At 68.1% G+C, this 16,532-nt stretch carries 16 protein-coding genes; 8 read left to right on the plus strand and 8 right to left on the minus strand.

Annotated features, from left to right (window positions below):
• Nucleotides 1–24 precede the first annotated feature (24 nt).
• Nucleotides 25–936 (plus strand): hypothetical protein, encoded by a 912-nt coding sequence (locus GGQ61_RS08750; protein ID WP_183771596.1) that lies wholly within the window; start codon nucleotides 25–27, stop codon nucleotides 934–936.
• Here the strand turns inward: GGQ61_RS08750 and GGQ61_RS08755 are convergent.
• Together GGQ61_RS08755 and GGQ61_RS08760 are read right to left on the minus strand one after the other, a co-directional pair.
• The gene (locus GGQ61_RS08755) at nucleotides 933–1,913 is read right to left on the minus strand and encodes a pyridoxal-phosphate dependent enzyme (RefSeq protein WP_183771598.1); all 981 of its coding nucleotides are present in this window, start codon (nucleotides 1,911–1,913) and stop codon (nucleotides 933–935) included. The two genes, GGQ61_RS08750 and GGQ61_RS08755, sit on opposite strands and share 4 nt — an antisense overlap.
• Nucleotides 1,910–2,329 carry a VOC family protein gene (locus GGQ61_RS08760; protein ID WP_183771600.1) on the minus strand — a complete coding sequence of 140 codons (420 nt, stop codon included), beginning with the start codon at nucleotides 2,327–2,329 and terminating at the stop codon, nucleotides 1,910–1,912. Before GGQ61_RS08760 ends, GGQ61_RS08755 begins: the two co-directional genes overlap by 4 nt.
• Before the next feature lie 201 nt (nucleotides 2,330–2,530).
• Here GGQ61_RS08760 and GGQ61_RS08765 point away from each other — a divergent pair, with 201 nt between their 5' ends.
• Nucleotides 2,531–3,817, plus strand: a complete 1,287-nt coding sequence (locus GGQ61_RS08765) for an adenylosuccinate synthase (RefSeq protein ID WP_183771601.1) — start codon at nucleotides 2,531–2,533, stop codon at nucleotides 3,815–3,817.
• A gap of 113 nt (nucleotides 3,818–3,930) precedes the next feature.
• On the plus strand, nucleotides 3,931–4,713 hold the full coding sequence (locus GGQ61_RS08770; RefSeq protein ID WP_183771603.1) for a response regulator: 783 nt from the start codon (nucleotides 3,931–3,933) through the stop codon (nucleotides 4,711–4,713).
• 18 nt (nucleotides 4,714–4,731) lie between these two features.
• On the opposite strand, the gene GGQ61_RS08775 is transcribed toward GGQ61_RS08770, so the two are convergent.
• From GGQ61_RS08775 to GGQ61_RS08790, 4 genes are all read right to left on the minus strand, one after another.
• Complete coding sequence (locus tag GGQ61_RS08775) at nucleotides 4,732–7,035, minus strand: TonB-dependent receptor family protein (RefSeq protein ID WP_183771605.1); 2,304 nt, start codon at nucleotides 7,033–7,035, stop codon at nucleotides 4,732–4,734.
• Between the two features lie 378 nt (nucleotides 7,036–7,413).
• The gene (rpoH, locus tag GGQ61_RS08780; RefSeq protein ID WP_425500988.1) at nucleotides 7,414–8,301 is read right to left on the minus strand and encodes an RNA polymerase sigma factor RpoH; all 888 of its coding nucleotides are present in this window, start codon (nucleotides 8,299–8,301) and stop codon (nucleotides 7,414–7,416) included.
• A gap of 217 nt (nucleotides 8,302–8,518) precedes the next feature.
• Nucleotides 8,519–9,481, minus strand: a complete 963-nt coding sequence (locus GGQ61_RS08785) for an RluA family pseudouridine synthase (protein ID WP_183772435.1) — start codon at nucleotides 9,479–9,481, stop codon at nucleotides 8,519–8,521.
• 56 nt (nucleotides 9,482–9,537) lie between these two features.
• Nucleotides 9,538–10,452, minus strand: coding sequence for a helix-turn-helix domain-containing protein (locus GGQ61_RS08790; RefSeq protein ID WP_183771608.1), 915 nt, complete (start codon nucleotides 10,450–10,452; stop codon nucleotides 9,538–9,540).
• Nucleotides 10,453–10,642: 190 nt separating this feature from the next.
• On the opposite strand from GGQ61_RS08790, the gene GGQ61_RS08795 reads away from it, so the two are divergent.
• Nucleotides 10,643–10,810 (plus strand): hypothetical protein, encoded by a 168-nt coding sequence (locus GGQ61_RS08795; RefSeq protein WP_183771610.1) that lies wholly within the window; start codon nucleotides 10,643–10,645, stop codon nucleotides 10,808–10,810.
• Nucleotides 10,811–11,078: 268 nt separating this feature from the next.
• Entirely contained in the window at nucleotides 11,079–12,749 is a 1,671-nt protein-coding gene (locus GGQ61_RS08800) for an alkaline phosphatase D family protein (protein WP_183771612.1), read from the plus strand.
• A 43-nt stretch (nucleotides 12,750–12,792) separates the two neighbouring features.
• On the opposite strand, the gene hisI is transcribed toward GGQ61_RS08800, so the two are convergent.
• Nucleotides 12,793–13,191 (minus strand): phosphoribosyl-AMP cyclohydrolase, encoded by a 399-nt coding sequence (hisI, locus tag GGQ61_RS08805; protein WP_183771614.1) that lies wholly within the window; start codon nucleotides 13,189–13,191, stop codon nucleotides 12,793–12,795.
• Between the two features lie 78 nt (nucleotides 13,192–13,269).
• Nucleotides 13,270–13,902 (minus strand): GTP cyclohydrolase I FolE, encoded by a 633-nt coding sequence (folE, locus tag GGQ61_RS08810; protein ID WP_183771616.1) that lies wholly within the window; start codon nucleotides 13,900–13,902, stop codon nucleotides 13,270–13,272.
• Between the two features lie 215 nt (nucleotides 13,903–14,117).
• Here folE and cysS point away from each other — a divergent pair, with 215 nt between their 5' ends.
• The 3 genes from cysS to GGQ61_RS08825 are packed head-to-tail and all read left to right on the plus strand — an operon-like array spanning nucleotide 14,118 to nucleotide 16,506.
• Complete coding sequence (gene cysS / locus GGQ61_RS08815; protein WP_183771618.1) at nucleotides 14,118–15,506, plus strand: cysteine--tRNA ligase; 1,389 nt, start codon at nucleotides 14,118–14,120, stop codon at nucleotides 15,504–15,506.
• Entirely contained in the window at nucleotides 15,506–16,060 is a 555-nt protein-coding gene (locus tag GGQ61_RS08820; RefSeq protein WP_246370592.1) for an SRPBCC domain-containing protein, read from the plus strand. The genes cysS and GGQ61_RS08820 overlap by 1 nt, the downstream gene beginning before the upstream one ends.
• Nucleotides 16,057–16,506: an iron-sulfur cluster assembly scaffold protein gene (locus tag GGQ61_RS08825; RefSeq protein ID WP_183771619.1), complete on the plus strand. Its 450-nt coding sequence runs from the start codon at nucleotides 16,057–16,059 to the stop codon at nucleotides 16,504–16,506. The genes GGQ61_RS08820 and GGQ61_RS08825 overlap by 4 nt, the downstream gene beginning before the upstream one ends.
• Nucleotides 16,507–16,532 lie beyond the last annotated feature (26 nt).

Genomic DNA, 16,532 nt, shown 5'->3' on the forward strand with positions numbered 1-16,532 from the left:
AGCTGAGGGTTGCGGGGTGGGGGCATGAAGACGTTTTCGTTCGGCGGCGCGGTCGGATCGGGGGTCGGCGTCATCGCCCGAAACCCGCTGGCGTTCCTGGTCTGGTGCGCGGTCTATCTGGTTGTCGCGCTTGGGCCGCTGGCGCTGATGGCCGCGGCGATGTGGCCGCAGTTCAGCGCTCTCGCCGCGCTCGCCGAGGCCGAGATCGCGCCCGATTCACCCGCCGCCACCCGGCAGATGACCACCCTGATGGGCCAGGTCAATGCGCTGTCGCTACTGCAGTGGGTGACCAGCCTGGCGTCCAGCGCCCTGATCATGGGCGCGGTGTTCCGCGCCGTGCTCGAACCCGACGACCGGCGCGGGTTCTTCCTTCGTCTCGGCCGTCAGGAGCTGTGGCTGGCGCTGTGCCTGATCGTCGTCGGCGTCGTGGCGATCCTGCTGGTCGCGCTCAGCACCATCCCGATCGTGCTCACCTCGCTCGTCCTCGTCGCCGCCGGCCCTAGCCAGACCCTGGCGCCCGGCGTCGGGTTCGGCATCGCCGCTATCGTGCTCATCGTGCTCGGCGCGATGCTTTGGCTGTTCGTGCGCTTCTCGCTCGGCCTGCCGATGTCGTTCGCCGACAGCTATTTCCGGCTGTTCGACTCCTGGCGGCTGACGAGCGGCCATGCGGCGAAGATGGCGCTGGTCGGCGTCGTGGTCGGCGTCATCGCCACCCTCGTCCAGCTGGCGTTCTTTCTGGGCTTCATCTTCGCGGCGGTGGCGGTCCTCGGCCCGGCCGCCGAGTCCGACGTCGCGACCCTAACCTTCGCCCAGGTCTCGCCGATCCTCGCCCTGGCCGCCGTGCTGATGGCGTTTGTCAGCGTGTTCGGCATGGTGCTTTACAGCGCGCCGCTGGCGGCGATCTACCGCCAGCTCGCGCCCGAGGAGCAAGCCTAGACCTCTCCGCGCAGCACCCTGGCGAACAACTCCGGATCGACGTTCCCGCCCGACAGCACCAGCCCGGTCGTGTCCTCGCCGAACGACTTCACCTTGCCTGCCAGCAGCGCGGCCAGGCCGACCGAGCCGCCCGGCTCGACCACCAGCTTCAGCACCGAGAACGCATAGCGCATCGCCTCGGCGACCTCGGCGTCGGTGACCAGCGCCACGTCGGCCAGGGTCTTCTGCAGCACCGGGAAGGTCAGCAGCCCCGGCGCCGGGCTTTCCAGCGCATCGCACAGCGAGCGCGTGGTGGGCTGAGTCACGATCCGCTCGCCCTTCTGCAGCGAGCGCAGGGTGTCGTCGAAGCCGGCCGGCTCGACGCCGACGATGGCGGTGGTCGGCGACAGCGCCTTGACCGCCGTCGAGACCCCGGCCAGCAGCCCGCCGCCGCCGATCGGCGAGACGAGCGTGTCTAGGGTCACGCCGCGGGCCTTCGCCTGGGCGACCAGCTCCAGCCCCACCGTGCCCTGGCCGGCGATGACGTCGAGGTCGTCGAAGGCCGGGACGGTCACCGCGCCGCGTTCGGCGGCGACCGCCGCGGCGATCGCCTCGCGGCTCTCGGTGAGCCGGTCGTAGAACCTGACCTCCGCGCCATAGCCACGCGTCGCATCGACCTTCACGCTGGGCGCGTCGGTCGGCATGACGATCAGCGCCGGCATGCCCAGCAGCCGCGCCGCCAGCGCCACGCCCTGGGCGTGGTTGCCCGACGAGAAGGCGACGACGCCGCGGGCGCGCTCCTCCGCCGACAGCTGCGAGAGCCGGTTGTAGGCCCCGCGGAACTTGAACGCTCCGACCCGTTGCAGCGTCTCGGGCTTGATCAGCACCCGCCGGCCCACTCGTTCGTTCAGAGCCGGGCTCTCGATCAGCGGGGTCTCGACTGCGTGTCCCGCCAGCCGTCCGGCGGCGGCTTCGATGTCGGCGAGGGTCACGCTCACTTCGCGAACACCATGGCGTCGTCGGCGAAGGCCTTGAACTCCAGCGCGTTGCCGGACGGATCGAGGAAGAACATCGTCGCCTGCTCGCCCGGCTGGCCCTCGAAGCGAATCTGCGGCTCAATCACGAACTTGATGCCCGCATCCTCCAGCTTGCCGGCCAGCACGTGCCACTCAGGCAGGGTCAGGATCGCGCCGAAGTGGCGGACCGGCACCTCCTCGCCGTCGACGCTGCTGGTGTTCCTGTGGCCGCATTCGTCGGGCGACAGGTGGGCCACGATCTGGTGGCCGTAGAAGTCAAAATCGATCCAATCCGGGCTCGAACGCCCTTCCGGGCAGCCCAGCAGCCCCCCATAGAAGCTCCGCGCCTCAGCCAGGTCGCGGACGGGAAAGGCGAGGTGAAAGCGCGGTCGGGTCATGCGCCTTCATAGCCTGAGCCGCGGCGTCAGGCGACCAGGGGCTTGACGCACGGGCCGCCCGCTGGTTTACCCCCGCCGAACGGAAAGCCGCCGCCCGCAGGGCCGCCGCATCTGGTTCCTACAATCGATCAAGTCCACCCGCCGAGTCCTGTCGAAGGGCGTTGTTGGATCCGCTCGGGCAGGCCGGGAGATCGTATCCGAATGGCCAATGTGACCGTGATCGGCGCTCAGTGGGGCGACGAAGGCAAGGGCAAGCTCGTCGACTGGCTGTCGAACCGGGCCGACGTCGTGGTGCGTTTCCAGGGCGGCCACAACGCCGGCCACACCCTGGTGGTCGGCGACCAGGTCTACAAGCTCAGCCTCCTGCCCTCGGGCGTCGTCCAGGGCAAGCTGTCGGTGATCGGCAACGGCGTCGTCGTCGATCCCTGGCATCTGCTGGAAGAGATCGCCAAGCTGGGCTCGCAGGGCGTCTCGATCACCCCGGACCTGCTGGTCCTGGCCGATAACGCCGCCCTGATCCTGCCGCTGCACCGCGACCTCGACCAGGCCCGTGAAGCCGCCGCCGTCAACAAGATCGGCACCACCGGCCGCGGCATCGGCCCGGCCTACGAGGACAAGGTCGGCCGCCGCGCCATCCGCGTCGACGACCTGCGCGACCGTGACGCCCTGGAAGCCAAGATCGACCGGCTGCTGGCCCACCACAAGCCGCTGCGCGCGGGCCTGGGCCTGCCGGAATACGACGGCGCCCAGCTGCTCGCCGCCCTGGAAGAGATCGCCCCGAAGATCCTACCTTTCGCCCAGCCGGCCTGGCGGCTGCTCGACGGCGTGGTGAAGTCCGGCAAGCGCGTGCTGTTCGAGGGCGCGCAGGGCGCGCTGCTCGACGTCGACCACGGCACCTATCCCTATGTGACGTCGTCCAACACCGTCGCCGGCCAGGCCGCCGCCGGTTCGGGCCTGGGGCCGAAGGGGCCCGGCTTCGTGCTCGGCATCGTCAAGGCCTACACCACCCGCGTCGGCGAGGGCCCGTTCCCGACCGAGCTTTCCGACGAGATCGGCCAGCATCTGGGCACGGTCGGCCGCGAGTTCGGCGTCGTCACCGGGCGTCCGCGCCGCTGCGGCTGGTTCGATGCGGTGCTGGTGCGCCAATCGGTGGCCCTCAACGGCATCGATGGCATCGCCCTGACCAAGCTCGACGTGCTGGACGGCCTGCCCAAGCTGAAGATCTGCGTCGGCTACAAGCTGAACGGCGAGGTGCTCGACTACCTGCCCGCCGGCCTCAAGTCGCAGTCGGCGCTGGAGCCGGTCTACGAGGAGATGGACGGCTGGAGCGAAAGCACCGCCGGCGCCACCTCCTGGAAGGACCTGCCGGCCAATGCGGTGAAGTATGTGCGGCGCGTTGAGGAACTGATCGGCGCCCCGGCGGCGATGGTCTCGACCAGCCCGCAGCGCGACGACACCATCATGGTCCGCGATCCCTTCCAAGACTGATCGAAGACGGGCGGCGTAAGGCGTTCTTAAGGACGTCGCGTCACTATGACGGCGCGATTCCAGGAGTCCGAGCGCCGCCCGTGTTCACCGAGAACCTCAAACAAATACAGCGGATGGCGCCGCTCATGCAGCGGGTGCTGATCGTCGATCCGGCGCCCGCCAGCGCCCGGCTGCTCGCCGACCTGATGCGCAATATCGCCAATGTGCAACTCTGGCATGCGCCGACCACCCGCAAGGGTTTGGAGGCGGCCCGCCAGGTCAATCCTCAACTGATTTTTGTCGAGCTGTCGGGGACCGACGTCGACGGCGTCCAGTTCTCGCGCCAGCTCCGCCGCTCGCATGCGGCCTGCCGCATGGCCCCGATCATCATGGTCACCGCCACGGCGACCGCCGCGGCGATTCTGGCCGCGCGCGACGCCGGCGTGCACGAGTTCCTGCGCAAGCCCTACACCACCAAGGACCTGCTGCGCCGGCTCGAAGCTGTCACCCTGCATCCGCGCGACTGGATCGAGGCGGTCGAGTATGTTGGCCCCGACCGTCGCCGCTTCAACTCCGGGGACTACAGCGGCCCGATGAAGCGCCGCTCGGACGTCGGCGCGACGCCTGAGGCCGAGCGCATCACCCAGGCCCTGCGAATCGTCCGCTCGGCGATCCCGGCGATCGCCACCGATCCCAGCCAGGCCATGCGCGCGCTGCTGGCCCAGATGGTCGAACTGCAACGCGCCGCCGCGGCGACCAAGAACGCCCCGCTGGCCGCCGCCGCCGTCGACTTCCAGCGCCACCTGGCCGTCGTGGCCCAGACCGGCGCGCTGGTCCCGCAGGACATCGCCAGGCACGCCGTTCCGCTGCTGGCTTTCCTGCCCAAGGACGACCCGGGCAAGTCGCGGGCGGCCTAGGGACCGCCCGCATTTTGCTCAGAACTCAGCCGTCAGGGTCAGCTGCACCGAGCGCGGGGGGCCGGGCCTGAAGGTCGCCAGGCCGGTCGTCGTGGGCGTGATCGTGCCGAGATAGTCCTCGTCGAAGATGTTATCGACGTTGAGCCGGAACTTCAGGTGGCTCAGCGGCCCGCTGCCCAGTTCGCCGACGTCGATATAGGCGTTCCACACCGTGTAGCCGTCGACCGACTCCGTGTTGATGAAGTTGGTGTAGCGCTGCGAGATGTGCCGGGCCGAGATGTTGAACAGCGCCCAGTCGGTCGGCTCGAAGGTCACCCCGCCCTGGAACACCCACTCGGGAAAGTCCGGCACGATCTTGCCGGCGATCGCCACCGTGGTCGGGACGCCGCTCACGACCGTCGTGTAGTTGTCCTGAAATTCGGCGTGGTTGTAGGACAGGTTGGTGTTGAAATAGATCCGCCCGCCGAACAGGTCCGGCTTCCACTGGCCGGAGAACTCAGCCCCGTAGGCGTCCACTTCTCCCACATTCTGAAAGAAGGTCTCGGTGGTCGTCGAGCCGGGCACGATCGAGGCGAACGACTGCAGTCGGTTGGCGAAGCTGGTCTGGTAGGCGACCAGCGAGGCGTTGAAGGTCGGCCGGTTGGTCCGGATCCCCAGCTCCCAGTTCTTGGCCGTCTCCGGATCGGGCGGCGGCACGGTCGGGCTGGCGGCCGAGAACACGTCGTCCGCTCCGCGCGGCAGGGCCATGTTCTCCGAGTACGACGCGAAGACCTGCTCGCGGTCGGTCAGGTTGTAGACCGCGCCCACCTGCGGCAGGAAGCTGTCCTCCCACTTGGCGGTCAGGGTGGGCTGACGCCGCGCGATGTAGTCGCCGGGGTTTCGATAGCCGGTGATCTCGTAGTCGACCCACAGCCCCTTGAAGCCGATGTCCAGCTTCAGCCGGTCGTCCAGCAGGCTGATGACGTCCTTCAGGAAGAACTGGGTGCTCTGGCGCGTCGAGACGTAGTTGCGCTGCAGGTGCACCGGCTCGGTCAGCAGCGGCGCGCCGTCGGGATTGCCGCCTTCGTGGTTATAGCGGGCCTGGGTGCGGTGATAGTCGTCGTCCTCATACCAGAGGCCGGCCTGCAGGCTATGATTGGACACGCGCCACTCGCCGCTCGTGCTGACGCCCTTGCGCTCGCCATTGATGGTCGACAGCCCGTATTGCAGGCCGCGCGGCGCGGTAAGTCCCGCCAGGATCAACCGCTGGGCGTTGTAGCTGGTCAGCGAGGTCGCATAGGCCTCGGGCGAGACGCCGTAGCCCTGCTTGTCCTCGTAGTAGGCCGTCGCTGACAGATTGACGTTCTCGCCCAGCGGCGTCTTGGCGGTCAGCGCCCAGAGGTAGTCGGTCCGCGAGTTGACCGCCTGCTTGTAGTATTGGTTGTAAGCGGTGTTCGAATAGGTGATCCCCGGAGCCGTGATCGGCAGCACCGGTACATAGTGCAGGTAGGGGAAGAAACGGCCGCGGCGGCCGAACTGGTCCGGCGGCCCCTCGTACTGAGCCTTGGTGATGGCCGGGGAGTCGTAGTCGAAATAGTCGTTGTAGACGCCCTGGAACGTGATCTCCGCGCCGCCTTCGAACTGGTAGCGGATCTTGCCTTCGATGTGCTCGCGGTTGATGTCGCCCTCGCCGCGCCACAGGTTCGACTGGATGTCGGAGCGGGCGATGTAGGCGGACCATCCGTCGTGTTCGCCGGTGTCGATGCGCAGGAAGTTGCGGAACAGCGAGTCCGAGCCGAACGTCAGGCTGGCCAAGCCGCCGAACGTTTCGGCCGGCGCGGTGGTGTAGTAGCTGACGATCGTGCCCAGCGAGGCGTAGCTCGGCAGGCTGACGTCGCCGGCCCCGGACGAGGCCTGCACCCGCGCCAGGTTCTCGTTGTCGACATAGCGGTAGATCGGCGAGCCGCCGAACTGGTCGGAGCGGCCCATCGGCACGTCGTCCAGCAGGAAGCCGATCTGGGTGAACGAGAAGGCCCGCACGCTGACCGAGTTGCCGAACTCGTACATGCCGAGCGGATCGTTGGACTGGACGTTGAAGCCGGGCAGGCTCTCCAGCATCTTCAGCCCGGTGATCCCCGCCGGCGCCGACAACAGCGCGTCGCGGGTGATCGAGACGGTGGCCGTGGGCTCGTCGGTGCCGATCGCGACGGCGGCTTCCGAGACCCGCCGGCCGGTGACCACGACCTCGTCGACCTGCTGGGCCAGAGCGCCTGACGCGGGAGCCGCCAGGGCGCTAGCCAAAAGCAGGCAGCGCAAACTAGTTCCAATTTTTACGGTGTTCATTCCTATCCCCATAGAAGCGACGCGGAATGCTGCGACGCTTCAGGGATAGTCATGGTGAAGATTGTTGGGCGTTAGTCAGGATCTCTCGGAAGTGCGCCAGAATTGCTCAGTCGTGTCGCGCAATTATTCACCCCAAGTTTTTGACGCCTGAAGCATATTTGCGGGCGCCGCAATTGAGAGCAGATTTTCTCCGAGCCTGCCGATCTTGGCCGCATCCTGCGTCTAGGGCCCGCCGTTAATTGAGTTTCAGAACGGACGACACGGCGAGGGCCAGGGGCCTCGCTTTCTGATCGGCGACGAGCGCAGGACCTGAAAAGCAAGAAGCGCCGCAACCCCTTCGGATTGCGACGCTTCCCGTTCAGTCGAAGATCTGGGCTCTTAGGCTTCGATCAGGTTCTTGTCGCGAGCTGCGGCGGTCACCGACTTCTGCAGCTTCTCGAAGGCCCGGACCTCGATCTGGCGGACGCGTTCGCGGCTGACGCCGTATTCCGCAGCCAGCTCCTCGAGCGTGGTCGGGTTATCCTTCAGCCGCCGTTCGGTCAGGATGTGCCGCTCGCGGTCCGACAGTTCGGTCAGCGCCGCTTCCATCAGGGTCATGCGCTGGGTGCGCTCCTGGCTTTCGGCGACGTAGGTCTCCTGGCTGACCGAGGTCTCGTCCTCCAGCCAATCCTGCCATTCGCTCTCGCCGTCGGCGCGCAGCGGCGCGTTCAGCGAGGCGTCCGGGCCGGACAGCCGGCGGTTCATCGAGATCACTTCCTCGTCCAGCACGCCCAGCTTGGTGGCGATCTGGCTGACCTGGTCGGGGTGCAGGTCCCCGTCCTGGAAGGCGCTGATCTGGCTCTTGGCCTTGCGCAGGTTGAAGAAGAGCTTCTTCTGCGCGGCGGTGGTGCCCATCTTCACCAGGCTCCAGGACCGCAGGATGTACTCCTGGATCGAGGCGCGGATCCACCACATGGCGTAGGTCGCCAGGCGGAAGCCCTTGTCCGGCTCGAACTTCTTCACCGCCTGCATCAGGCCGACATTGCCTTCGGAGATCACTTCCCCGATCGGCAGGCCGTAGCCGCGATAGCCCATGGCGATCTTGGCGACGAGGCGCAGGTGGCTGGTGACAAGCCGATGGGCGGCCTCGGAGTCTTCATGCTCACGCCAGGCCTTGGCCAGCATGAACTCTTCGTCCTTGGCCAGCATCGGGAATTTGCGAATTTCAGTCAGGTACCGGCTCAGTCCGCCTTCCGGCGACATCACGGCGAGCGCGTTAGCGGCCATGGACATATCCCCTTTCATACTCGGCGGACTCTCGGATCGCTGCACGCCGCGCGCGCGAAACCGTCCGCCCCCTCCAACCATCTAGATAGGTATTGGTTGCCCTGGGCGTAAGGGCCCGGTTTGGGAGAAACCGGCGGCCCGGAAGTCCGACTGCTCTAGTCAGGTATTAGTACAGGCCGATGTGGGCGCCATCAAGGCGCAACAGGCACAAGCTTTCTTACAAAGCTGTCAGGTTAGCTTGCAGTTGCGCCATATCGGCGGGCAGGGGGCTTTCGAATCTCACGGCTTGGCCGGTGACGGGATGGACGAACCCGAGCACCGCGGCGTGCAGGGCTTGGCGCTTCAGGCCGGCGTCCCTGATCGCCTCGCGCACCGCGGCGGCCGGCGGACCCGAGCCGTAGACCGGATCGCCCAGGCAAGGCGTGCCCTTCGAGGTCATGTGTACGCGGATCTGGTGCGTGCGCCCCGTCTCCAGGGTGCAGGCGATGCGGGCCGCCAGCGGCTTGCCGCCGTCGCCGCCATAGACGGCCTCGGTGCGATAGTGCGTGATCGCCTCACGGCCGCCGTTCTTCAACACGGCGATCTTTTTGCGGTCGTGGGGCGATCGGCCGAGCCGCGTCTCGATGGTCCCGCGCTCCGGATTGGGCGCGCCGCGGACCAGGGCGACGTAGACCCTGTCGATATCGTGCGTCGCGAACAGCTTCGAAAGACCCTGGTGGGCGGCGTCCGACTTGGCCGCCACCATCACGCCGGAGGTGTCCTTGTCGAGCCGGTGGACAATGCCCGGCCGCGCTACCCCGCCGATGCCCGAGAGGCTGGCGCCGCAATGGTGCAGCAGCGCATTGACCAGGGTGCCGGTCTCGCTGCCGGGGGCCGGGTGCACGGCCATGCCGGCCGGCTTGTCGATGACGATCAGATGCTTGTCTTCGAACAGGATCGACAGCGGAATGTCTTCCGGCTCCGGCTCGGCCGGAGCCGGGGGCGGGATCAGCAGCTGGTATTCGCCGGGCTTGGCCTTGGCCGAGGCGTCGGACAGCGCCGCGCCGTTGCGACTGACCAGGCCCTGGGCCATCAGCGCCTGGATGCGGCCGCGCGACAGGTCCGGCAGGTGCTCGGCCAGGGTCTTGTCCAGCCGCCCGCCGGCCGCGCTCGGCTCGATCGTGACGATGCGCGCGGCCATACCCTCGGCGGCGGGGGCTTCAGCGGCGAGGTCGTCGTCCTCGAAGTCGGTCTGGCTCACCCCTGCAGGTGTCCGCCGGACGACAAGCCCTTCGACAGGCTGTTGGCCCAGGTCGACAGCAGGAACAGCTCGCCCGTGCCGGCGGCGGCCGCGGCCGGGCCGATGTCGCGGATCAGGTGCTTGCGCATGGCTTGCGGCGCGGTGTCCTCGGTGGCGGCCGTGTCGAGCTTCAGGAGCTCGGCGCAGCGTTCGTCGTCGGTTTCCGGGTCGCCGGTCAAGTCCCCGATCCGCTCCAGCACCACCGGATAGGCCGAAGGCGTGCGCGCCGCATTCAGCGCGGCCGCCAGGATCAGCCCGTCCAACTGCACCGCCTTGTGCAGCGAGACCCCGTTGAACACCAGGAACACCGGCGTCTGCCCGACCGTGTCGAACAGGATCGCGAACACCTGGCCCTCGACCGGCATCAGCCAGCCGTCGAACAGCAGGCCCGACCCGCCCATCTGGAAGCGCAGCAGGCCGTCGGGGCCGCGCCGGATCATCCCGTAGTCGTGAAAAATCTCGCCCGGCATCGCGATCGAGGGGCGGGTGCTGCGCCAGAACCCCTCATAGGTCGCCCCGCGCCGCTCGGTGACCATCCGCACCATGTCGAGGCCCGGCAGCGGCAGGCCCTCGACGGCCGGGCCGTCGACCCGCGGCCGGCGCGCGCGCGGCGAGGCCGGCTCGACCCCGAACACCTGCGCCAGCCCCTCGAGGCTCCGGTCCCAGTCGAGCATGGTGAAGCCAGGGCGACGCTGGGCCACCAGCCGGGTCAGGTTCTCCAGATTGTGCGCCGAGGGCGTCACCGCCCCGGACGCCCAGCGCCCGACCAGCGACTTATCCACGCCGAGTTCGGCTGCAAGTCGCCCCCGGCTCATCGAGAGCGCCTTCAGCACCAGATCCAGCTTCTCTGAAAACGGCGTAGCGGCGTGCATGGAACCTCAATGATTCCATAGCCCTCACGGAATGCAACCCTGCATGCAACGGTTGCGCCTTGGAATGCAACGGTTGCACGTGGCTGCGCAGGCCGTCGCAGGTCGCTGCAACTGCTCGTCGAACGACGTTCTTCTAGATTTCGGGGCAACCACGAACGCGGCCCCGAGACGTCGGCGGAGGAGCACAGCCATGGCCTATCTGACCCTCGGATTCTCGATCGCCTCCTTCATCGCCGCCGGGGTCATCGCCCTGACGACGCCGGCCACGGCGGAGCTGATGAAGGCGGAGCCGGCGCGCGCGTCGGCCAGTAGTCAGGGCCCGGCCGGTCTCTCCATCGCGCCGCGGGCCCTGCGGTGATCCCACGGTCCCCACCATAGCCGGATCACCATGACCGGAGGCGGCGGCCCCCGCTGCGGCGGCCGCCGCCTCCGCGTCGAACGCCCGTCCCGGCGAGGGTCGGGACCGCCTGGAGGGTCTGGGGGCTCTCCGCGCCGCAGCGGCCCGGTCGCGCGGCGTGTGGGTGGTCCCGGCCTTCCCCCGGACGAGCGGGGCGCGCGCTGGACATGTGACCGTCATCCTTCTCGGCTATGCCTCAAGCTCGGCCATCGAGTGCGAGGGGGATTTCATGCGGATCGACAGACGCCGGGCGCTGGCCCTGCTGGGCATCGGCGCCGCCGGTCCGGCGGCGGCTCAGGGCGGCTCCCGCTACACGGGCGCGGTTTCGTTCGACCACGGCGTCGCCTCAGGCGATCCGCTGGCCGACCGCGTCATACTCTGGACCCGGATCACGCCGGCCGACCCTGCCGCCGGCGAGATCGCCTACAGCTGGAAGCTTAACCCCCTCGACCGCCGCGCCGGCGGCGCCAAGTCGGGCCAGGGGATCACCGGTCCGGGGCGCGACTGGACCGTCAAGGTCGACGTCGGCGGCCTCGACGCCGGCCGCGCCTACAGCTTCGAGTTCACCGCCAACGGCGTCGCCTCGCCGATCGGCCGCACCGCCACCCTGCCCAGCGGCGCGACCAAGGACGTGGTGCTGGCCGTCGCCTCCTGCTCGCTCTATCCGAACGGATACTTCAACGCCTACCAGGCCATCGCCGACCTGCCGCGGGTCGACGCGGTGCTGCACCTGGGCGACTACATCTACGAGTACGGCGGCCCGGACTCCTACGGGATGACCTCGCCCGTCGCCGCCGAGCGGCCGCATGATCCGCCGCACGAGATCCTCTCGCTCGCCGACTATCGCCGCCGCCACGCGCAGTACAAATCCGACCCGCAGCTGCAGGCCGCCCACGCCCGCGCGCCGTGGATCGTGGTCTGGGACGACCACGAGACCGCCAACGACAGCTTCATGTCCGGCGCCCAGAACCACCAGCCCGACAAGGAAGGCGACTGGAACGCGCGCAAGGCCCGCGCCATCAAGGCCTATTACGAGTGGATGCCGATCCGCGAGCCGCAGGGCGGCGGCGCGGCGATCAACCGGGCCTTCCAGTTCGGCGATCTGATGAGCCTGTTCATGCTCGAGACCCGGCTCACCGCCCGCGACCAGCAGCTGAACTACGAGCGCGACCTGCCGGCCCCCGGCGGCCCGGCCGAGGTCGCCGCCTTCCGCGCCAAGCTCGACGACCCGGCCCGCAAGATGATGGGCCCGACCCAGCAGGCCTGGCTCGCCGCCGGCCTGAAGGACTCGGTCAAGGCCGGCCGCGTCTGGCAGGTGCTCGGCAACGAGGTGGTCATGGCCCGCCTGCCGGTCCCCAGCCTCAGCAAGCACCTGGGCGAGGCCAAGCTCGCCGAGGTCCTGGCCGCGCAGGGCGAAGGCTCGCGCAAGCGCCTGGCGCGGATGGAGCAGCTGGCCCAGCTTAACCTGCCCTACGGCCTCGACATGTGGGACGGCTATCCCGCCGAGCGCGAGCGGCTCTACGACGCCATCAAGAGCGCCGGCGCGCGCGCCATCGTGCTGGCCGGCGACAGCCACGCCTTCTGGGCCAACGAGCTCTATGACGACGCCGGCAATCGCGTCGCCGCCGAGTTCGGGGCCACCGCGATCACCAGCCCCGGCGCCAACGACACGATCAAGGGCTTCTCGGTCGGCGAGATGTTCGCGACCGCCAACAAGGAGGTGGTGTTCTCCGAGCAGTCGATGAAGGGCTTCCTGCTGCTGACCCTGACGCATGAGGACGCCAAGGCCGAACTGGTGACCGTCTCGACGGTCGCCTCCAAGACCTTCGAGACGAGGGTGCTGAAGACCTTCCGGGTGACGCCGGAGGCCCATCGCGTTTCAGGTCTGACCGAAGTCTAGGCCCGCGGCGGCGCCGGATGGGCGGCGAGGGCCTCCAGCGGGCTCACGGCCGCTCGACCAGCCTGCCGTCCTCGACGACGCGATAGAAGCACGAGCGGAAGCCGACGTGGCAAGCGCCGCCGTCGCCCTGCGGCAGCACCTTGATCCAGAGGCAGTCCTGGTCGCAGTCGACCCGCATCTCGACGATCTTCTGGATCTGGCCGCTGGTCGCGCCCTTATGCCAGATCTCGTTGCGTGACCGGCTGAAATAGACCGCCTCGCCCAGCTCCAGCGTCCGGGCCAGGGCCTCGGCGTTCATATGCGCGAACATCAGCACCTCGCCGGTCTCCGCATGGGTCGCGACGACGGCCATCAGGCCGCTTGCGTCGAACCTGGGGCTCAGGACCGCGCCACGCTCGAGCGCGTCTTTGGACGGGGCAGTGGGAAAGGTGGTCTCGGTCATGGGCGCATGTGGCCTAATTCGCCGGCCTGCGCGCGGACGTCGGACCTTCGCAAGGAAGGCCCGACGGGTCGCAAGGGCCTAGCGCTTGTTGACGAAGTCGAGGAAGCGCTGACGCAGGGTCGCGTCGGTCTTGAACACCCCCGTGAACTGGGTGGTGATCGTCGAGACGTGGCGGTGGTGCACGCCGCGGGTGGTCATGCACTGGTGGGCCGCGTCGATCAGGATCGCGACGCCGGCCGGACGCAGGCTGTCGGTGATCGCGTCGGCGATCTGCTGAGTCATGGTTTCTTGGGTCTGCAGGCGGCGGGCGTAGATTTCCACGACCTTGGCCAGCTTGGAGATCCCGACGACCCGGTTGGTCGGCATGTAGGCCACGTAGGCCTTGCCGAGGAACGGAGCCATGTGGTGCTCGCAGTGGCTCTCGACCTCGATGTCGCGCAGCATGACGATGTCGTCATAGCCCTGCACGTCCTCGAAGGTGCGCGACAGTTCCTTGGCCGGGTCGAGCTGATAGCCCTCGAACCATTCGGCGTAGGCGTCGACCACACGCTTGGGGGTGTCGATCACGCCTTCGCGGCGCGGATCGTCGCCGGCCCACGCGATCAGCGTGCGCACAGCTTCCATAGCCTCTTCGCGCGACGGGCGCTTCACGGCTTCAAGATCAAGACCGGGCGTGCCGATCAGGGTTCGGTCGCGACTGGGAGCGTCCATGTGTCAGCGGTTTCTTTCCGGGGCCTGAGTTGCGCCGGGACGAAGGTCCCGGAAATGACGCGTGCCACCCCTGATGTCGGCCGTGTGCGCGACCACGGACGGAACCGTGGCCTCGCGGCCGGACCGAATGTATATGGGGCCAACCCCTTGGCGGGCAACTGTTACCCAGCGTCAGTTTTTCTCAAATACTGACGCGCCTTTTCATGAAGGACCCTATGGCCCTCTCGCTCTACGACACCATGGCCCGCGAAAAGCGGCCCTTCGTCCCCAAGGATCCGAACCGGGTGACGATGTATGTCTGCGGGCCGACGGTCTACAACTACGCCCATATCGGCAACGCCCGGCCGGTCGTCATCTTCGACGTGCTGTTCCGCCTGCTCCGCCACGCCTACGGCGAAAACGCCGTGATTTATGCGGCGAACGTCACCGACGTGGACGACAAGATCAACAAGAAGGCCGCCGAGGAAGGGGTCGCCATCGACGTGATCACCGACCGCTACCTGGCGATCTACAACGACGACATGGCCACCCTGGGCGCGTTGCGGCCGACCCATCAGCCGCGCGCCACCCAGACCATGGCCGAGATCATCGCCATGATTGGCAAGCTGGTGGCCAACGGCTCGGCCTATGCGGCCGAAGGCCACGTCCTGTTCAACACCCAGGCATACGCCGACTACGGGAAGCTCTCGCGCCAGCCAATGGACGAGATGGTCGCCGGCGCCCGCGTCGACGTCGCGCCGTACAAGCAGCATCCGGCCGACTTCGTGCTCTGGAAGCCGTCGAAGGCGAACGAGCCGGTCTGGGAAAGCCCCTGGGGCCCCGGCCGTCCCGGCTGGCACATCGAATGCTCGGCGATGATCGAGAAGACGCTGGGCCTGCCGATCGACATCCACGGCGGCGGCATCGACCTCCTGTTCCCGCACCATGAGAACGAGATGGCCCAGGGCGTCTGCGCCGGCCACGATCACGAGGTCGGATACGCCAACTACTGGATGCACAACGGCTTCCTGAACATGGCGGCCGAGAAGATGTCCAAGAGCCTCGGCAATGTCGCCCTGGTGCACGACCTTATTCAGCAGGCGCCCGGCGAGGCGCTCCGCTGGGCGCTGCTGGTCGGCCACTACCGCGCGCCGCTGGAATGGACCGGCGAGCTCATCGAGCAGTCCAAGAAGGCGCTCGACCGGCTGTATGGCGCCCTGCGCCGCGCCAGCGAGGTCGAGGCCGAGGATGTTCCTCCGCCCGCCGCCTTCCTGGCCGCGCTGGAGGACGACCTCAACACACCGGCCGCCTTTGCAGAGCTGTTCGCCATGGCCACCAAGCTGGAGACGGCCACCGGCAAGGGCCGCGGTCAGGCCAAGGGCGAGCTGCTGGCCGCCGCCAATCTGCTGGGATTCCTGTTCGGCGATCCGGAGGACTGGTTCCAGGCCGGCGTCACCGACGACCTGCGCGAAAGGGTCGACGGCCTGATCGCTCAGCGTATCGAAGCCCGCGCCGCCAAGGACTGGGCCGCCGCCGACCGCATCCGCGACGAGCTCACCGCGTTGAACATCGAAGTGATGGACGGTCCGACCGGCGCGACCTGGCGGATCAGGGAATCCGGCTGATGGGTCTGGGCCCGAAGACGCAAAACAACATGTTCACGCCCGGCAAGGGCCTGAAGTTCAAGCCTGCCGCCTCGGCCGGGCCGCCTGGCGTGCGGGTCGAACACCGCATCGGCATCCAGGCCCCGGTCGAGACGATCTGGGAGATCCTCTACGACGTCGAGCGCTGGCACGAGTGGAACCCGCTCTACACCAAGGCCGAGGGGGCGGTTCGCACCGGCGGCCAGCTCACCCTGACCCTGGCCCTGGAGGGCGAGGCGCCGCGGGTGATCCAGCCGGTGGTGTACGAATGGGTGCCGCACGACCAGATCCACTGGCGGCTGAAGATGTTGGGCGGACTGGTCTCCAACATCCGCTTCCTGGAGCTTGAGAAGCTCGACACTGCCAGCACGATCTTCTCCAACGGCGAACTGATCGGCGGGCTGCTGGGCCCGACGGTCGCGCGCCGCATGGGCCGTAAGATCTACCGCGGCTTCCAGGCCATGAGCGAAGCGCTGAAGGCGCGCGCCGAGGCGCAATGGCGCGCCGAAGGCGGAGCGCCTACATCTGAGCCATGATCGACGATCTCTACTCGGCCAAGCTGCTGAAGCTTGCGGCGAACATGCCGCATCTCGGCCGGCTGCCTGCGCCGGACGCCAGCTCGGAAAAGGTCGCCAAGCTTTGCGGCAGCCGGGTGGTGGTCGACGTGACGGTGGAGGGCGACCGCGTCGCCCAGTTCGCCCAGGACGTGAAGGCCTGCGCGTTGGGTCAGGCCTCGGCCGCGGTGCTCGGCGCCAGCGTGCTCGGGGCGAGCCTGTCGGAGATCGAGATGGCCCGGGATCAGTTCCGTGCTATGCTCAAGCAAGGCGCAGATGCGCCCCAAGGACGTTTTTCGGATCTCTCCATGCTGGCCCCGGTGAAAGACTATCCCGCCCGCCACGCCTCCACGCTTCTGGCGTTCGAGGCCGCGGCCGAGGCTGTCCGCCGCGCCGTGGAACGAACTAGCCGCGCCGGCGCGGCTTGATCCTCAAGGCCGCCCAGCGTAATCGC

Source organism: Phenylobacterium haematophilum (assembly GCF_014196295.1).
In the GTDB taxonomy this organism is placed as follows: Bacteria; Pseudomonadota; Alphaproteobacteria; order Caulobacterales; family Caulobacteraceae; genus Phenylobacterium; species Phenylobacterium haematophilum.